Genomic DNA, 17,645 nt, shown 5'->3' with positions numbered 1-17,645 from the left:
TCGGTCGTGACCACCGCACGGCTGCCCCTCTTCCCGCTGAACACGGTGCTGTTCCCGGGCCTCGTCCTGCCCTTGAACGTCTTCGAGGAGCGCTATCGCGCCATGATGCGCGAGCTCCTCAAGAAAGACGGGTCCGAGCCACGCCTCTTCGCCGTCGTCGCCATCCGCGACGGCCACGAGGTGGCGCCCACCGCGCCGGGCCTGCCCGACCCGACGGCGCTGCCCGAGCGGGGACCCGCGGCGGGCTTCGGCGAGGACCCGATCCGGGTCTTCCACCCCGTGGGCTGTGTCGCCGACGCGGCCACGATCCGGGAGCGCGAGGACGGCGGCTTCGAGGTGATCGCCACCGGCACCACCCGGGTGCGGCTGCTCTCGGTCGACTCCTCCGGCCCCTATCTGACGGCGGAGGTCGAGGAGATCCCGGAGCAGACCGGCGAGGGCGCGGGCGCCCTGGCGGAAGGGGTGCTGCGGGCCTTCCGCGACTATCAGAAACGGCTGGCCGGGGCGCGTGAGCGGACCCTCACCACCGGCGCCGAGCTGCCGGACGAGCCCTCCGTGGTCTCGTATCTGGTGGCCTCCGCCGCGGTGCTGGACACCCCCTGCAAACAGCGGCTGCTCGAAGCCCCGGACACGGCGGCGCGGCTCCGCGAGGAGCTGCGCGTCCTGCGTACCGAGACGGCGGTGCTGCGGCACCTTCCGTCGGTGCCGATGGTCCATCTCACCCAGACCCCGATGAACCCCAACTGACGGCCCCGGGACGCCGCCCCGGTCCCGGCCCGGACGGGACGCGCACCGCGCCGCCGCCGGGCGGGCCCGGGGCCGACCGGATCAGGAACCCGTGGAACCCCTGGAGCGCGCGTGGCGAAGAAGGCGAAGAGGCAGAGCGGCGGCACCCCGGCGACGGTGGCCCTGACGGCGGCGGGCACGGCGTACACCGTGCACGCCTACGAGCACGACCCGGCGTCCCCCTCGTACGGCGAGGAGGCGGCCGAGGCGCTGGGGGTCTCCCCGGACCGGGTCTTCAAGACCCTGGTCGCCGACGTGGACGGGGAGCTGACGGTCGCGGTGGTCCCGGTGGCGGGGCAGCTCGACCTGAAGGCGCTGGCGGCGGCGGTCGGCGGCAAGAAGGCGGCGATGGCCGACCCGGCGGCGGCCGAGCGGACCACCGGGTACGTCCGGGGCGGCATCTCGCCGCTGGGGCAGCGCAAGCGGCTGCGGACGGTACTGGACCGGTCCGCGTCGGGGCACGCCACGATCTGTGTCTCCGCCGGACGGCGCGGCCTTGAGGTGGAGCTGGCCCCCGGGGACCTGGCGGAGCTGACGGGGGCGGTGCTGGCGCCGATCGGCCGCGTCTAGGGAGGGCCGCCCCGGCCGGTCCGCGCCGCGACGCCGCGCTCCTCCCGCGCCCGGCGGCCCGGGCGGGGTGCCCGGCGCGGTGAAGCACCCCGCCGCCTGGGCTCTCCCCCTGGGCCCGGGGCCCTGGAGGTGCCTCCACACCTGGGCCGGGAGGCCGGGGGAGGCGCCCCCGCACCTGGGCCGGGAGACCCTGGAAGGTCCCCACCCACACCTGGACCGGGAGGCCCTGGAAGGTCCCCACCCATACCTGGACCGGGAGACCCGGGGCGGTACCCCACACCTGGGCCGAGAGACCCTGGAAGGCCCCGCCCACCCTTGGGCCGGGAGACCCCAAGAGATGCCCCACCCCCTGGGTCCGGCGACCCCGAAGCCCCCCACCCCTGGGCCCAGAGGCCCGGGAGATGCCCCACACCTGGACCGGGAGACCCAGGAAGTCCCCCGCCCACACCTGGGCCGAGAGGCCCGGAGAGGTGCCCCCACACCTGGGCCGAGAGACCCTGGAAGGCCCCGCCCACCCTTGGGCCGGGAGGCCCCAAGAGGTGCCCCCACCCCTGGGTCCGGCGACCCCGAAGCCCCCCACCCCTGGGCCCAGAGGCCCGGGAGATGCCCCACACCTGGACCGGGAGACCCAGGCAGGTATCCGCCCACACCTGGACCGGAAGGACCCAAGAGGTGTGCCCACACCTGGGTCCGGAGCCCTGGAAGGTCCCCGCATTCTCCCGCGCCCGGCGGCCCGGGCGGGGTATCCCCGGCGGAGCGAGGGTGGATACCCGCCATCCTTCGCCGTGCGTCCGCGCGCAATCCTGCGCCGCGACACCCGCCCTCCGGGGCGGAACCCGGCTCCGGGACCGTTCAGCGCGCCGGAGGGCGGTCACTCCGCGGAGGGCCGAAGCCCTGGCGGGGAATGCGTCCCCGGGGCTCGACGGGGCGGGTTTCCTCCGCTACGACCGTGGAGAGGGCTCTTCGGACCGGGGAGGCGGCAGTCCATGTCCAAACGCACCCGCAAGCGCAAGTGGCGCACCCGCAAGGCCAACCACGGCCGCAGGCCCGCCTGACGCGCCGCCCGCGACGGCGGCCGGGGCGGGGCCGCCGGTCCGGGCAGGACCCGACGCAGCCGGATATATCAGGATCGGGGCTGTGCTCAGGTCCGTGGGGGCCAGGCGGCGGGAGCGGGCGGCAGCGGCTCCGGGTCCCTCGGCGCGAAGAGGGCCGTGAGCAGCAGATGGGTGACCATCGCCGCGATCGGCCAGGCCAGCAGCATGCCCTTCGCGGTGAGCTTGAGCGGGGCGTCGAACGGGACACCCCGGCCCACCGAGCGGGCGTGCGCGGCGACATCGGGGTCCGGTCCCAGCCAGACGCCGAGCCGCCAGGCGAGCACGGAGGCCAGAATGCCGCCGAGCGCCAGACCGACCACCAGCGGCACACCCCCGCGGCGGCGGTAGAGAAAGGCTCCGACCGCGGTCAGCACCCCGAAGCCGAGCGCGAGCAGCGCGAAGACGCCGTCGGCGCCCACGGCCTCCTCGCCCTCGGAGTTCTCCAGGAAGACGGCCTTGCCGTCGGAGATCAGCGGCACCCGGGGCGCAAGCCACAGCCACAGCAGCCCCAGCGCCACCCCCGTGACCGTCACGGCCAGCAGCACCAGGACCCCCTCGCGCACCTCCGTGGCGCGGTCCGGGGCCGCGGCGGACCCGTCGTCCTCGGGCGGCGGGGCCTGCCAGGGGTCGTCGTTCGGCGGCGGCGAAAGCGGTACGGTCACCCGGACATCGTGCCAGGCGGGCGCGGGCCACGCCTCATCGGACCGCCGCGCGCCGATACGCCCAGGTGGCCGCCGCGAGCGAGACCAGGCCGACGGCCGCGCAGACGGTGAGATCGAGCGCGACGGACGCCCAGTCGGGCCGGGCGCCGAAGGTCTCGGCGAGGGCCTCGACCCCGTAGGTGGACGGCAGCAGATCACGCGCGTACGCGATCGGCTCCGGCATCCGGGCCTCCGGGAGGACACCGAGCAGCAGCGCCGCCGACATCCCGAGCTGTCCGAGCAGGGTGGCGAGTTCCTGGCGGGGCGCGAGCAGCCCGAGGGCCGCGCCGAGCCCCGCGAGCGCCGCCCCGGCGAGCGGGATCACCGCCACCAGGACCCAGAGATGGGTGAGCGGCAGGGAGAAGAGCACGCTGCCCGCGACCGCCGTGACGACGGTACCGGGCACGGTGAAGGAGGCGTAGGCGCCCGCCGCGCCGAGGACCACCGCGGCGGGCGGCACCGGCAGGGTGGCGTAGTGGTCGAGACCGCCGCTCGCCCGGAGCTGTCCGAAGTACTGGGCGAGGAGGTTGAGCGCGACGAAGGCGACGACCAGCACGGAGGAGCCCGCGACCACGGCCCGGGCCTCGTCCCCGCCGTCGACGACGCCCCGCATCAGGACCATGATCCCGACCGATTGGAAGGTCGCCACGAAGAGCAGCGGAATCCGGGCGACCCGGGCGCGGGAGAGCTGGGCGCGGTAGACGGCGCCGAGCGCGGGCAGCAGCCGCGCCCGGGGGGCGAGCGGCGCGGCGGCGCGGGCCTCCGCGCCCCGGGCCCCGGTCCCCTCGCTCAGCGTCCGGTCGGACACCACCTCAGCGGGCACGATGCTCACGCCTTGACCAGCCCCTTCATCGCGTTCCCCCCGAGCGCCAAGTACACGTCCTCCAGGCTGGGCGTCGCCAGCGTGAAGTCGTCGAGCGCGGCGAACGCCGCGCCCCCCGTCACCGCGGCGACGGCCGCGCGCGCCTCGTCCGGCGCGAGTCTGAGCACCCAGCGGCGCCCGGACTCCTGTGCCGATCCGCGCAGCGCGGCCACCTCGGGCACCTCCAGCGGCGCCCGTTCGCGCCACACCAGTTCCACGCGTACCTCGCCCGCGATCCGTTCCTTCAGCCCGCCGGGGGTGTCGCAGGCGATCACCCGGCCCCGTTCCAGGACCGCGACCCGGTCGAGCACCGTCTCGGCCTCGATCACATTGTGGGTGACGAGGACGACGGTGGTGCCGTGTTCGGCGCGGCGGCGGTCGACCGCCGCCCAGACGGCACGCCGGGCCACCGGGTCCATACCGGTGGTGGGTTCGTCCAGGACGAGCAGCGGACGCCGCCCGACCAGGGTGGCGGCGAAGCAGGCGAGCCGCCGCTGACCGCCGGAGAGCTTCTTGAGCGGCCGTCCGGCCAGTTCGTCGAGGCCGAGTTCGCCGAGGACGCCGTCCCGCTCGGCACGGGCGTCCCGGGTGGTGAGCCCGCGCAGCCGTCCGGTGGTCTCGGCGGCCAGTGCGACGGTCAGCTCGTCGAGGGCGGTGGACTCCTGGCCGAGGTAGCCGATGAGCCGCGCCGCCCGCTCGGGGTGGCGCACAAGGTCGTGGCCCAGCACCTCGACACTGCCCGCGTCGGGCCGCATCAGACCGGTGAGCTGGCGGACGAGCGTGGACTTCCCGGCGCCGTTCGGGCCGAGGAGACCGAAGATCTCACCGCCCCGGACCTCCAGGCTGACCCCGTCCGTCGCCCGTACCTCGGGCGTCGCCGGGACTCCCCGGCGTGCGCGCGCGGCAGGGTAGGTCTTGACCAGCCGCCGCACCACACACACCGTACTCACGAGGTACGAGAGTACGGGGTCCTCCGCGCCGCTCCCCGTCGGGGGCGTGCTCACTTCGTGGCGCGGGCCGTGGCGGCGGTGGGCTCACTCCCCCGCGGAGGTGTGGTCGCCGGCGGTGCGGACGTCGATCTCGCGCCAGAAACCGGCCCGGATGGCATAGCGGTCGTGCTCGTCGATCTGGTCGTCCTTGTGGGCGAGGAGGCCGAAGCGCGCGGCGTAGCGGAGCAGTTCCCCGTCGATCCGGTGCGGAATCCGGGGGTACATGACGGAGAGTTTCTGTACATGTCCGGCTTCGGGCAGCCGTTCCATCCAGCGGCGGGCGAACACCTGGCCGACCTCGAAGGGGTCGCCGCCGACGGTGGTGATGTCCTCCTCCCGGTCGGCCCAGCGCTGCTCGGCGCTGGTGAGCTGGGCGAGGGTGGGCAGGGAGGCGCTCTCCGGCGGTTCGCCGGGCGCCCCGCCCCCGGGGCGTTCGATCCAGCCCTTGTCGGACGACCAGCGCAGGGTCGCGGTCGCCGGGTGCTGCGGGGGCTGGCTGCCGGGGGCGCGCAGTCCCGCCAGGTCCTTGGGGGTGGGGACGCCCTTGGACGCGGGGGGCGCGGTCGCCGTGGTGCTCCCGGCGACGGGCCGGGAGCCGTTGCGGGCGGTCTCGGGGGCCGATGCGGGGGCCGCGGTCGCGGCGGCGAGGGCCGCCTCGGGCAGTGGGGCGGAGAGGATGGCGGCGATCTCCGGCCGGGGCACCGGCTGCGGGGCGCAGACGCCGGTCAGCTCCTTGGCGCGGACGGCGGTGGTGATCCAGGCGCGGTCCAGCACCCGGCGCTCATCGGCCTCGGCGACCAGGTCCTCGGACTGGTTGTAGTCGCCGTCGGCGGCCTGGACGGCCCACAGATGCACGGCGACGCCGTGTTCCTTGGCGGACATCAGTCCGGGCAGCAGATCGCCGTCGCCGGTCACCAGCACCACGTCCGAGCAGGCCCGGTTGCGCGCCAGCTCGGTCAGCTCGGCGTGCATGGCGGCGTCGACGCCCTTCTGCGCCCAGCGGCCGTCGCTGCGGGTCAGGGCGCCGAGCCGGACGGTGACCCGGGGCATCACCCGCAGCCGCCGGTGCTCCGGCTGGGGCACCCGGTCGGGCGCGCCGTCGAACCAGTAGATGCGCAGCAGGGGCCGTTCCGTGTCCCGTTCGGCGAGTTCTCTCAGGCCCTGGATGAGGGCGGTGTGGTCGACGGTGATCCGGGAACGCGCGGGTTCCCCGGCCAGCAGGCTCGCGGCGGCGCCGAGCAGATAACCGGCGTCCACCAGCACAACGCAGCGGTCCACACGCTCCACCCTCTTTCCGGTACTCGGGTATCAGAGGTCTTCGGGACTGAAACATCAAGGAAATCTTGAAGATCTTGAAAATTACGTGAATAGATCTTGAAAGACGGTTTGCCCACCGGCTTGTCCGCCGGCCGCCCACCGGTCGATCGCTGTGGCTCTGGAGGGGTCGGGAAGGAGTGCGGGCCGGATGTCCCGGACGAGAGCACGGCCCGCGGGTATCCCTCCGGACCGGGGATTGTTCCGGGTTTTCCTTGAGTCTGCCCGACGGTCCAGTGGTTAACGGCCGGAACTCGATCATCGGCGTGGCGGAAGCCGCCCGTTCGACAGCAAGGGCCCTTTACCCAGGGCAATGATCCAAAATGCGGCCTATCGTCCCATATGTGAGTCTGGTCGCGGCCGCAGCCCCGCGACCCCCTCTGGAGGCATCCCATGGCCAAGAACAAGAACCGCAAGGGCACCCATCAGCAGCGCGCCGCGGCGGCGGAGCGCTCGAAGGAGGAATCCCGTTCCACCGCCTTCGAGGAGCGGGCCCAGCCGCAGTCGCAGGCCCAGGGCAGCCCGGCCGACGTCGCCCGCAAGCACCAGCGGCGTTTTGGCCACAACTGACGATCACCGCTGACGAACGACGAAGACGGGGAGGGGGCGCGTCCACGGTCGTGGACGCGCCCCCTCCCCGTCGGTCGGCCGCTCCCCGTGCGGTACGGGGACGGCCTCCCCCGCGGCGCGGGGACCGGGCCTCCCCCGCGGCGCGGGGACCGCCGGTCAGCCGGCCAGGCAGGCCGGGCCGAGCAGCACCTTCAGATCGCCGTAGAGCGCCGGGTCCGCCTGCACCCGGTGCCGGTCCAGCCGGAGCACGGTCGTCGTGCGCGGCCCCTGGAGCTTGATCCGCACCTCGGTGTTGCCCCGGTGGTGGCTGAGGATCTCCCCCAGCCTGGTGACCATCGGCGGGGTCACCTTCACGGTGGGAATGGTGACGACCACGGGCGCGTTGGTCCCGGCCGAGGAGAGGTCGGGGACCATCAGCTCCATCGCGACCAGCCGCGGTACGTCCTCGCGCTTGTCCAGCCGCCCCTTGACGAAGACCACCGTGTCCTCGACGAGCTGGGTGGAGACGAGCTGATAGGTAGCGGGGAAGAACATGCACTCGATGGAGCCCGCCAGGTCCTCCACGGTGGCGATGGCCCACGCGTTGCCCTGCTTGGTCATCTTGCGCTGGAGCCCGGAGATGATGCCGCCGATGGTCACCACCGCGCCGTCCGCGTGCTCACCCCCGGTGAGCTGGGAGATCGACGCGTCCGACTTGTCGGACAGCACATGCTCGATGCCGAAGAGCGGATGGTCGGACACATAGAGCCCGAGCATCTCCCGCTCCTGGGCCAGCAGATAGGACTTCTCCCACTCGACGTCGGAGAACTCCACGTCCAGCCCGAAGCCGGGCTCGTCGGCGCTGTCGTCGCCCATGCCGCCGAAGAGGTCGAACTGTCCCTCGGCCTCCTTGCGCTTGACCGCGACCACGTTGTCGATCATCGGCTCATGGTGGGCGACGAGGCCCTTGCGGGTGTGGCCCAGCTCGTCGAAGGCCCCGGCCTTGATCAGCGATTCGACGGTCCGCTTGTTGCAGACGACGACCTCGACCTTGTCCAGGAAGTCGGGGAACGATGAGTACTTCCCCTTGGACTTGCGGCAGCGGATGATCGACTCCACCACATTGGTGCCGACGTTCCGGACGGCCGAGAGGCCGAAGAGAATGACGTCGTCACCCTGGGCGGCGAAGTTCGACTGCGATTCATTGACATTCGGCGGGAGCACCTTGATGCCCATGCGACGGCATTCGTTCAGATAGACCGCCGACTTGTCCTTGTCGTCCTTGACCGAGGTCAGAAGGGCCGCCATGTATTCGGCCGGGTGATTCGCCTTGAGATAGGCGGTCCAGTAGGTGACCAGGCCGTACGCGGAGGAGTGCGCCTTGTTGAAGGCGTATCCGGCGAAGGGCACCAGGACGTCCCAGAGCGCCTGGACGGCCTCGTCGGAATAGCCGTTCTTCCGGGCGCCCGCCTGGAAGATCGTGAAGTTCTTCGCCAGCTCCTCGGGCTTCTTCTTGCCCATGACGCGGCGGAGGATGTCGGCCTCGCCCAGGCTGTACCCGGCGATGATCTGGGCGGCCTTCTGCACCTGCTCCTGGTAGACGATCAGGCCGTAGGTGACGTCCAGGACCTCCTTGAGCGGCTCCTCCAGCTCCGGGTGGATCGGGGTGATCTCCTGCTGCTTGTTCTTGCGCAGCGCGTAGTTCGTATGGGAGTTCATTCCCATCGGGCCCGGGCGGTACAGGGCCGACACGGCGGAGATGTCCTCGAAGTTGTCGGGCTTCATCAGCCGCAGCAGCGAGCGCATCGGACCGCCGTCGAACTGGAAGACACCGAGGGTGTCGCCCCGGCACAGCAGCTCATAGGTGGTGGGGTCGTCCAGCGGGATGGAGAGCATCTCCAGCTCGATGCCCTTGTTCGCCTTCACCATCTTGACGGCGTCGTCCATGATGGTGAGGTTCCGCAGGCCCAGGAAGTCCATCTTCAGCAGGCCGAGCGACTCACAGCTCGGATAGTCCCACTGGGTGATGGTGACGCCGTCGGAGTGCCGGACCCAGACCGGGGCGTGGTCGGTGATCGGCTCGCTGGACATGATCACGCCCGCGGCGTGCACACCCATCTGACGGACCAGGCCCTCGACGCCCCGGGCGGTGTCGATGACCTTCTTGACGTCCGGTTCGTTCTCGTACATGCCCCGGATCTCGCCCGCCTCGCTGTAGCGGGGGTGCGCGGGGTCGAGGATGCCGGAGAGCGGGATGCCCTTGCCGAGGACGTCCGCGGGCATGGCCTTGGTGAGCCGGTCGCCCATCGCGTAGGGGTAGCCCAGCACCCGGGCCGAGTCCTTGATCGCGTTCTTGGCCTTGATGGTGCCGTAGGTGCCGATCATGGCGACCTTGTCGGCGCCGTACTTCTCGGTCACATAGCGGATGACCTCCACGCGCCGACGCTCGTCGAAGTCGATGTCGACATCGGGCATGGAGATGCGCTCGGGGTTGAGGAACCGCTCGAAGATCAGACCGTGCTCGATCGGGTCGAGGTCGGTGATCCCCATCGCGTACGCGACGATCGAGCCCGCCGCGGAGCCGCGGCCGGGGCCGACCGCGATGCCGTTCTTCTTCGCCCACATGATGAAGTCGGCGACGACGAGGAAGTACCCCGGGAACCCCATCGAGACGATGACGTCCATCTCGTACTCGGCCTGCCGCTGGCGGTCCTCGGGGACGCCGCCCGGGTAGCGGCGGGCCATCCCGGTCCTGACCTCCTCCTGGAACCAGGTGACCTCGGTGAAGCCCGCCGGGATCTCGAACTTCGGCATGAGGTTCTTCGCCTCGAACATGCCGCTGGTGTCGATCTGCTCGGCGACCAGGAGGGTGTTGCGGCACCCCTCCTGCCAGGCGTCCGAGGAGTCGATGGCGTACATCTGGTCCGTGGACTTCAGGTAGTAGCCCGTGCCGTCGAAGCGGAAGCGGTCCGGGTCGGAGAGGTTCTTGCCGGTCTGGATGCACAGCAGGGCGTCGTGCGCCCCCGCCTCGTGGTCGAAGGTGTAGTGGGAGTCATTGGTGACCAGCGGGGGGATGTCCAGCTTCTTCCCGATCTCCAGCAGCCCGTCCCGGACCCGGCGCTCGATCTCGATGCCGTGGTCCATCAGCTCCAGGAAGTAGCGGCCCTTGCCGAAGATGTCCTGGTACTCGGAGGCCGCCTTCAGGGCCTCGTCGAACTGGCCGAGGCGCAGCCTGGTCTGGAGCTCGCCGGAGGGGCAGCCGGTGGAGGCGATCAGCCCCTCGGACCACTGGGCGATGGTCTCCTTGTCCATCCGGGGCCACTTCTGGAGCCAGCCCTCGGCATACGCGTCCGAGGAGAGGCGGAAGAGGTTGTGCAGACCCGTCCGGTTGGCCGCCCAGATCGTCTTGTGCGTATAACCACCGGAACCGGAGACATCGTCCCGTTTCTGATGCGGCTGCCCCCACTGGATCTTCCGCTTGTTCCGCCGGGACTCGGGGGCGACATACGCCTCGATGCCGATGATCGGGGTGATCCCCGCGCCCTTGGCCTGGTGGAAGAAGTCGTAGGCGCCGTGGAGATTGCCGTGGTCGGTCATCGCGATGTGCGACATGCCCATGTCTTTGCACGCGGAAAACATGTCCTTCAGCCGCGCCGCACCGTCCAGCAGTGAGTACTGCGTGTGCACATGCAGATGCGTAAAGGGCGGTTTGCTCACGGCGGGGGCCTCCAGAGGAACGGGCGACGGCAGGCGGCGGAGTGTCTGGGGGGACAGCGTGGAAGTCTACGACTTGGCTCGGACAGCCGTCGGCCCACCGGGGAAGCGGAGGGGGCCGCGGGGGATGGCCGTGCGGGCGCGCCGGGACCGGCCGCGCCCCGGGGCACTTCCGGGGCCCGCCGGGCGTTGGAGTGGCTGAGGCACGGCATCCGGCCGGGCCCGGCCGGCGGCGGACTCCCGTCCTCCTCCGGCCTGCTCCCCCACCGGCTCCCCTCGCCCTCTTCTCCCTGCCTTATCCAGACATTTCCCGTCACGATCCAGATATTTCCCTGCACCAGGAGGCACCCAGCGATGTCGGTACCGCACCCCGCCGAGATCACTCCCGAAGAGCGCGGCGAGCAGATCCTCGGTGAGTTCGACGCCGCTTTCGGTGCGCTCCTGGCCGCCGACCCGGACGCCTTCCGGGTCAAGTTCCGCAAGATGGCCTCCTCGGCGTTCGCGTTCTACCGGGGGGCCGCCTGCCTCTTCTACGCCGACCTGGAACGGGGTCACACGGCGCGCGGCGACGGCGCGATCGCCACCGGCCCCTATCTGGACGAGCGCACCAGCCGGGTGTGGATACACGGCGATCTCCACGCGGAGAACTTCGGCACGTACATGAATGCGAACGGCCGTCTGATCTTCAATGTGAACGACTTCGACGAGGCGTATGTGGGCCCCTTCACCTGGGACCTGAAGCGGCTGGCCGCCTCGCTGGCGCTGATCGGGCACTCCAAGGCGCTCAGCGACGGGCAGATCACCGAGCTGGTGCGGATCTGCGCCGCCGCCTACCGGGAGCGCATCCACACCCTCGCGGCCGGGGCGCAGGACGCGGAGGTGCCGCCGTTCACCCTGGACACCGCCGAGGGCCCGCTGCTCGAAGCGCTGCGGCACGCCCGCTCGCGCACCCGGTTCGCGCTGCTGGACTCGATGACCGAGATCCGCGAGGCCGAGCGGCGCTTCAGCTCCGGCGCGGGCTCCGTCGAGCTGGACGCCGCCGCGCGGTACAAGGTGCTCGCGGCCTTCGACGGCTATCTGGAGACCCTGCCCGAGTCCAGCCTCGCCCGCCCCGACTCCTACCGGGTGAAGGATGTCGTCGGCCGCCGCGGCATCGGGATCGGCTCCGCCGGCCTCCCCTCGTACAACATCCTCCTGGAGGGCACCAGCGACGCCCTGGAGAACGATGTCGTGATCTATATGAAGCAGGCGCAGACCCCGGCGGTCTCCCGCCATGTCGGCGACCGGGCGGTACGGGAGTACTTCCGGCACGAGGGCCACCGCACGGTGATCTCGCAGCGGGCGCTCCAGGACCACGCGGACCCCTGGCTGGGCTGGACCGAGCTGGACGGCGCGGGGCAGCTCGTGGCCGAGGTCTCCCCCTACGCGGTGGATCTGGACTGGGGCGATCTCGACGACCCCGGGCGGATCGCCGCCGTCGTCGCGGACCTGGGCCGGGCGGCGGCCACCATGCACGGCGCGGCGGACGACGGGAGCGGGCACTCGCTGGTGCCGTTCTCCACGGAACGGGCGATCGACGCGGCGATCGCGGCGGACGAGGAGGGCTTCGCGGGCCTGCTGGTGGACTTCGCGCACGACTACGGCGCCCGGGCCCGGGCCGATCACCAGATCTTCGTGGATCTCTTCCGCAACGGCCGGATACCGGGGCTGTGAGCGGCGCACCGGCCGCCGCGGGCCGCCGGGCGGGGGCCCCGGGGCCGGGCGCCGCGATGGCCTCGGCGATGTCCTCGGCGGTGGCCGGTGGCGGCCCCGGTGATGGCCCCGGCGGTGCCCTTAAGACTCCTCTCACCCGGACATGGCACACTCGCGGGTGATGGACGTATCGGGAGTTCGGCTCAGGACGGTGCGGGCGGCGGTCTTCACGGCACTGGTCGTGACGCTGTCCGCCGCCTCCCATGTGCTGCTCTCCCGGGCCCCGCTGCCGTGGACCGCCGTCGCCGGGGTCTCGGCGCTCGTCTTCGCGGTGGCCTGGGCCCTCGCGGGCCGGGAGCGCGGGTACTGGCGGATCGCGGGTCTGCTGATCCCGCTGGAGCTGGCGGCCGACACGATCTTCACCAGCGGCCAGGAGCTGTGCTACGGCCCCGGCGGCGGACCGGTCACCGGTGCGCTGCGGTCCCTCGGCTTCGACTCCCTGTGCGGCGGGGCCGCCGGGGCGCGGCTTCCCGGGGTGGGGACCGCCGGACAGGGCGCCGCCGGGCTGCTCGGGTCCTCCCACCCCGCGCTGCCCTGGCTGCTGCTGGCCGCCCATATCGGGGTCGGACTGCTTGCCTCCGCCTGGCTCTGGCACGGTGAGGCGGCGCTCGCCGGACTGCTGCGGGCGCTGGGCGCGCTCGCCTTCGGCCCGCTGCTGCTGGCGTTCGCGCTGGTGATCGGGGTGTTCCGGGCGCCGTCGGGGCTGTCGCGCGCGGCTGCCGCGCGCATCGTCCGGCGCGCCCGGCTGCTGGTGCACTCCGTCGGGCGGCGCGGCCCGCCCGTTCCCCTCTGCGGCTGACCCGGCCCGGCGCCCGGACCTCCCGGTCCGCCCGGTGCTCTGCCCGGTCCGGCCCGATGGCGGGGGCCTCTCCCCCCTCCCCCCTTCGCACGCCCTGACTTTCCCCTGACTTTCGTATCGCCCGATACGACGCATTTCTCGGAGTGAATCGGTATGAGCGCACGCAACAGCAAGGCCAACAAGGCTGCGGCCCGGGAGCGAATCCGCCAGCAGCAGGAGGCCCAGGCCAAGAAGGACCGCACCCGCCGTCAGCTGATCGTCGTCGGCTCGACCCTCGGCGGGCTCGCGCTGGTGGGCGGTATCGCCTTCGGGGTGAAGAAGGCCAGTGAGCCCAGCGCCTGGGACGCGGCCAAGAACGCCAAGTCCGTCACGGCCCCCGCGAACACCACCGGCACCAACGGCACCGAGCTGATCATCGGCAAGCCGGAGGCGAAGAAGACCCTGGAGCTGTACGAGGACTCCCGCTGCCCCTCCTGCGCCGTCTTCGAGCAGCAGGTGGGCAAGGTCCTGGAGAAGGACGTCGAGGACGGCAAGTACAAGATCAAGTACATCGGCGCCACCTTCATCGACAACCTCGACAACGGCGAGGGCTCCAAGAACGCGCTGAGCGCGCTGGGCGCGGCGGTCAACGTCAGCCCCGAGGCGTTCCTCGGCTTCAAGGCCGCCCTCTACTCCGCCGAGATGCATCCGAAGGAGAGCAAGGACTCGTTCGCCGAGGACTCCTACCTGCTGAAGGTCGCCGACAAGGTCCCGGCCCTGAAGGACAACGCCCAGTTCGAGAAGGACGTCAAGGAGGGCACCTTCGACGCCTGGGCGATGAAGATGTCGGCCACCTTCGAGAAGAGCGGGATCGAGGGCACCCCGTCGCTGCGCATGGACGGCAAGCTGGTCACCACCGAGGGCTCGAAGAACGCCCCGCAGACGCCGGAGCAGTTCCGGGCGGCGGTGGACAAGGCGCTCAAGGGCTGATCCGCCCGCCGGGCCTGCCGAGGGCTCCCGAGGGGAGGGAGGGTGACATCCGGTTCACCCTCCCTCCCCTTTCTGTTAACTCGTCAGTAATATGACGGGCCGTGACCAGTCGATTCCCCTCGATCCCCAGCCGCCGCGCGCTCGTCAGGGCCGCCGCCGCCACCGCCACCACGGCAGCCGCCCTGGCCGCCGCGCCCGCCGCCGCCTCCCCCGCGACCGACCCCGACCCCGGTGCCGGCTCCGGCTCCGCTTCAGGCTCTCCCGGCTTTCTGCACGGCGTCGCCTCCGGTGACCCCCTGCCCGACGGCATCCTGCTCTGGACCCGGGTGACCCCCGCACCGGAGGCGATACCCGGCTCGGGCCTCGGCCCCGACACCCCGGTGACCTGGGAGGTCGCCGAGGACTCCGGCTTCACCCGGATCGTCGCCCGGGGCGCCGTCACCGCCCGCGCCGCATCCGACCACACCGTCCGCGCCGATGTCCGGGGACTGCGCCCGCAGACCGCGTACCACTTCCGCTTCTCCTCGGGCGAGGCCGTCTCCCCCGTGGGCCGCACCCGCACCGCGCCCGCCGCGGACACCGCCGCCGACCGGCTCACCCTCGGCGTCGTCTCCTGCGCCAACTGGGAGTCCGGCCACTTCTCCGCCTACCGCCATCTCGCGGAGCGCACCGACCTCGACGCCGTGCTCCACCTCGGCGACTACATCTACGAGTACGGAACGGGCAGCTACCCCGGCCCCGACCGGGTGGTCCGCCCCCACTCCCCCGCGCACGAGATCGTCACCCTGGCCGACTACCGGCTGCGCCACGGCACCTACAAGACCGATCCGCAGCTCCAGACGATGCACGCCGCGCATCCGGTGATCGCGATCTGGGACGACCACGAGTTCGCCAACGACGCCTGGTCGGGCGGGGCCGAGAACCACACCCCGGCCACGGAGGGCGAGTACGCGGCCCGCGCGGCGGCGGCCCGGCAGGCGTACTTCGAGTGGATGCCGGTCCGCGCGGCCACCGAGGGCACCGTCTACCGGCGGCTGGGCTTCGGCTCCCTCGTCGATCTGCATCTGCTGGATCTGCGCAGCTTCCGCTCCCAGCAGTCGTCCATCGGCAACGGCGCCGTGGACGACCCGGAGCGCACCATCACCGGCCGCGCCCAGCTCGACTGGCTCAAGGGGCGGCTCAGCACCTCACAGGCGGCCTGGAAGCTGGTCGGCACCTCGGTGATGATCTCCCCGGTCGCCTTCGGGGCGCTGCCCGCGCATCTGCTGGCGCCGCTCGCGGAGCTGCTGGGGCTGCCCAAGGAGGGCATCGCGATCAGCGTCGACCAGTGGGACGGCTACACCGACGACCGCCGGGAGCTGCTCGCCCATCTGACCGGACAGTCCATCGGCAACACCGTCTTCCTCACCGGGGACATCCATATGGCCTGGGCGAACGACGTCCCGGTGCGGGCGGCCACCTATCCGCTGTCCCGTTCCGCCGCGACCGAGTTCGTCGTGTCCTCGGTGACCTCCGACAATCTGGACGATCTGCTGAAGGTGCCGCCGGGGACCGCGTCCACCGCCGCCGCGACCGCGATCCACGCGGCCAACCGCCATGTGCACTGGGTCGACATGGACGAGCACGGCTACGGCGTCCTCGACGTGACCGCCGAGCGGGCGCAGATGGACTACTACGTCGTCTCCGACCGGCGGGACCCGGCGGCGACCTCGCGCTGGGTTCGCTCGTACCGCACCCGCAGCGGCACCCAGCGGGTGGAGCGCGTCCACCAGCCGGTGCGCTGAGCCCGGACCGGGCCCGCAAGCCCGCGGTCCGTTCCGCGGGCTACCCCTCCAGCGACTCCAGGAAGCCGAGCGCGACCCGCCAGGTCCGCTCGGCGGCCTCCGCGTCATAGTCCGGAAGGTCCGGGTCGGTGTAGAGATGCCCCGCACCGGGGTAGCGGTGGATCTCCACATCCGCCCCGGCCCGGCCCATCCCCAGATACCAGGCCGTCAGCCAGTCGTGCGGCTCAAAGGCGTCCGGGTCGGCGACATGCAGTTGAACGGGCAGCTCGTCCACCGCCGTGTCGGGGGCGATGTCCGACGTGCCGTGCAGCAGAAGCAGCCCGCGGGCCTTCTCGTCGCCCAGCGCCAGATTCTGGGCCACGGCCGCGCCGAGCGAGAACCCCGCGTACACCAGCCCCCGGCCGGAGTGGGGCGCGGCGGCGGCGATGGCCCGCCTCAGCAGTTCGTCCATGCCGATCTCGTCCCGGCGGGCGCTCCCCTCCTCCACGGTGTCGAAGGTCGTTCCGTCGTACAGGTCGGGCGTCCACACCTCGTGACCCGCGGCCCGCAGCCGGTCGGCGGCGGCACTCACGGCGGGACGGAGCCCCTGGGCGGAATGGAAAAGCATGATGTGCATGCGGTCAGGTTACGTGCGGGACATGGAGAACGTGCTGCGCCCGCTGATCGTCATCGGTGGTTCGGCCGTCCTCACGCTCTGCGTGGGGTGGCTGGCCGATCTGCTGCTCCGCCGTGCCGACGCCCGGCACCCCGAGACCCCGCTGTGGGGGCTGCTGCGCCGCTGCCGCCTCCCGCTGCGGCTGGTGCTCGGCACCGCGCTACTGAGAACGGCCTGGCCACAGAGCCGGATCGGTGCCCTGGCGGACCACCGGGCCGGGGTGGACCGGCTGCTCTCCCTGGTCCTGATCGGCGCCTCGGCCTGGCTGGTCGTCACCATCGCCACCGCCGTCGTGGAATCGGTCTACGCCCGCTACGCAGCGGCCACCCGGGACCCCGCCCGGGTACGCCGGGTGCGGACCCAGATCACCCTGATCCGGCGGGTGGTCATAGCGGTGGTGGGGGTGGTGGCCCTCGCCGCGATGCTGCTGACCTTCCCGGCGATGAAGACGGTCGGCACCTCGATGCTGGCCTCGGCCGGTGTGCTCGGGATCGTCGCCGGTGTCGCCGCCCAGTCCACCCTCGGCAATCTCTTCGCCGGTCTCCAGATCGCCTTCGGGGACATGGTGCGGATCGGCGACACCGTGGTGGTGGACGGGGAGTGGGGCACGGTCGAGGAGATCACACTCACCTTTCTCGCCGTCCGGACCTGGGACGAGCGCCGGATCACCATGCCGGTCTCGTACTTCACCGGCAGGCCCTTCGAGAACTGGTCGCGCGGCGGGGCCCAGCTCACCGGGACGGTCCTGTTCCATCTGGACCACTCGGCCCCGGTCCCGGCGCTGCGGAAACGGGTGGGCGAGCTGGTACGGGAGTGCCCCGCGTGGGACGGCCGGGACTGGTCGCTGGCCGTCACGGACACCACGCCCAGCACCATCCAGGTACGGGCGGTGGTCACCGCGAAGGACGCCGACGATCTGTGGACGGTGCGGTGCGCGGTCCGGGAGGGGCTGATCGCCTGGGTGCACACGCACCATCCGTACGCCCTGCCGAAGATCGCGACGGGACCGGCGGCGGGGCCCGGCGGCCCGGTGCTCCCGGGCCCGCGCCGGTCTCCCGACGACCGGCCGCCGCGCGCCTGAGCCGCCCGGCGTGCGGCGTCCGGCGT

Annotated in this window: 14 protein-coding genes; 8 read left to right on the top strand and 6 right to left on the bottom strand. The window is 72.0% G+C overall.

All coding sequences use genetic code 11. The features are described from left to right. Positions 1–6: 6 nt before the first annotated feature. Positions 7–747 carry an LON peptidase substrate-binding domain-containing protein gene (locus tag CRV15_RS21990; RefSeq protein WP_003956717.1) on the top strand — a complete coding sequence of 247 codons (741 nt, stop codon included), beginning with the start codon at positions 7–9 and terminating at the stop codon, positions 745–747. 111 nt (positions 748–858) lie between these two features. Continuing rightward, on the top strand, positions 859–1,356 hold the full coding sequence (gene ybaK, locus CRV15_RS21985; protein WP_003960162.1) for a Cys-tRNA(Pro) deacylase: 498 nt from the start codon (positions 859–861) through the stop codon (positions 1,354–1,356). A 1,141-nt stretch (positions 1,357–2,497) separates the two neighbouring features. Here the strand turns inward: ybaK and CRV15_RS21980 are convergent. The 4 genes from CRV15_RS21980 to CRV15_RS21965 form a co-directional block, all read right to left on the bottom strand. Beyond that, positions 2,498–3,112, bottom strand: a complete 615-nt coding sequence (locus CRV15_RS21980) for a hypothetical protein (RefSeq protein ID WP_003956715.1) — start codon at positions 3,110–3,112, stop codon at positions 2,498–2,500. A gap of 34 nt (positions 3,113–3,146) precedes the next feature. After that, on the bottom strand, positions 3,147–3,983 hold the full coding sequence (locus tag CRV15_RS21975; protein WP_003960163.1) for an ABC transporter permease: 837 nt from the start codon (positions 3,981–3,983) through the stop codon (positions 3,147–3,149). Beyond that, positions 3,980–4,954 (bottom strand): ABC transporter ATP-binding protein, encoded by a 975-nt coding sequence (locus CRV15_RS21970; RefSeq protein WP_230864214.1) that lies wholly within the window; start codon positions 4,952–4,954, stop codon positions 3,980–3,982. Before CRV15_RS21970 ends, CRV15_RS21975 begins: the two co-directional genes overlap by 4 nt. Before the next feature lie 93 nt (positions 4,955–5,047). After that, complete coding sequence (locus CRV15_RS21965) at positions 5,048–6,280, bottom strand: NYN domain-containing protein (protein ID WP_009995874.1); 1,233 nt, start codon at positions 6,278–6,280, stop codon at positions 5,048–5,050. A 429-nt stretch (positions 6,281–6,709) separates the two neighbouring features. On the opposite strand from CRV15_RS21965, the gene CRV15_RS36015 reads away from it, so the two are divergent. Beyond that, positions 6,710–6,886, top strand: coding sequence for a hypothetical protein (locus CRV15_RS36015; protein WP_009995875.1), 177 nt, complete (start codon positions 6,710–6,712; stop codon positions 6,884–6,886). A 156-nt stretch (positions 6,887–7,042) separates the two neighbouring features. Here the strand turns inward: CRV15_RS36015 and dnaE are convergent, their stop codons facing one another. After that, the gene (dnaE, locus tag CRV15_RS21960; protein ID WP_003956713.1) at positions 7,043–10,582 is read right to left on the bottom strand and encodes a DNA polymerase III subunit alpha; all 3,540 of its coding nucleotides are present in this window, start codon (positions 10,580–10,582) and stop codon (positions 7,043–7,045) included. 351 nt (positions 10,583–10,933) lie between these two features. Here dnaE and CRV15_RS21955 point away from each other — a divergent pair, with 351 nt between their 5' ends. The 4 genes from CRV15_RS21955 (at position 10,934) to CRV15_RS21940 (ending at position 15,883) form a co-directional block, all read left to right on the top strand. After that, complete coding sequence (locus tag CRV15_RS21955) at positions 10,934–12,292, top strand: DUF2252 domain-containing protein (protein WP_003956712.1); 1,359 nt, start codon at positions 10,934–10,936, stop codon at positions 12,290–12,292. Between the two features lie 160 nt (positions 12,293–12,452). After that, positions 12,453–13,130, top strand: a complete 678-nt coding sequence (locus CRV15_RS21950) for a hypothetical protein (protein ID WP_029182888.1) — start codon at positions 12,453–12,455, stop codon at positions 13,128–13,130. A 153-nt stretch (positions 13,131–13,283) separates the two neighbouring features. Then, positions 13,284–14,099 carry a DsbA family protein gene (locus CRV15_RS21945; RefSeq protein ID WP_003956709.1) on the top strand — a complete coding sequence of 272 codons (816 nt, stop codon included), beginning with the start codon at positions 13,284–13,286 and terminating at the stop codon, positions 14,097–14,099. 101 nt (positions 14,100–14,200) lie between these two features. Next, a complete protein-coding gene (locus CRV15_RS21940; RefSeq protein ID WP_003956708.1) occupies positions 14,201–15,883 on the top strand; it encodes an alkaline phosphatase D family protein in 1,683 nt (560 codons plus the stop codon). A 40-nt stretch (positions 15,884–15,923) separates the two neighbouring features. On the opposite strand, the gene CRV15_RS21935 is transcribed toward CRV15_RS21940, so the two are convergent. Further along, positions 15,924–16,499, bottom strand: a complete 576-nt coding sequence (locus CRV15_RS21935) for a dienelactone hydrolase family protein (RefSeq protein ID WP_003956707.1) — start codon at positions 16,497–16,499, stop codon at positions 15,924–15,926. Positions 16,500–16,521: 22 nt separating this feature from the next. Between CRV15_RS21935 and CRV15_RS21930 the strand changes: the two genes are divergently transcribed. After that, a complete protein-coding gene (locus tag CRV15_RS21930) occupies positions 16,522–17,619 on the top strand; it encodes a mechanosensitive ion channel family protein (RefSeq protein ID WP_009995883.1) in 1,098 nt (365 codons plus the stop codon). The last annotated feature ends 26 nt before the right edge of the window (positions 17,620–17,645 follow it).

It is taken from the genome of Streptomyces clavuligerus, from assembly GCF_005519465.1.
GTDB classification, from domain to species: Bacteria; Actinomycetota; Actinomycetes; order Streptomycetales; family Streptomycetaceae; genus Streptomyces; species Streptomyces clavuligerus.
Note: the sequence above shows the minus strand (reverse complement) of the source record. Positions and strands in the feature narration are given on the sequence as shown.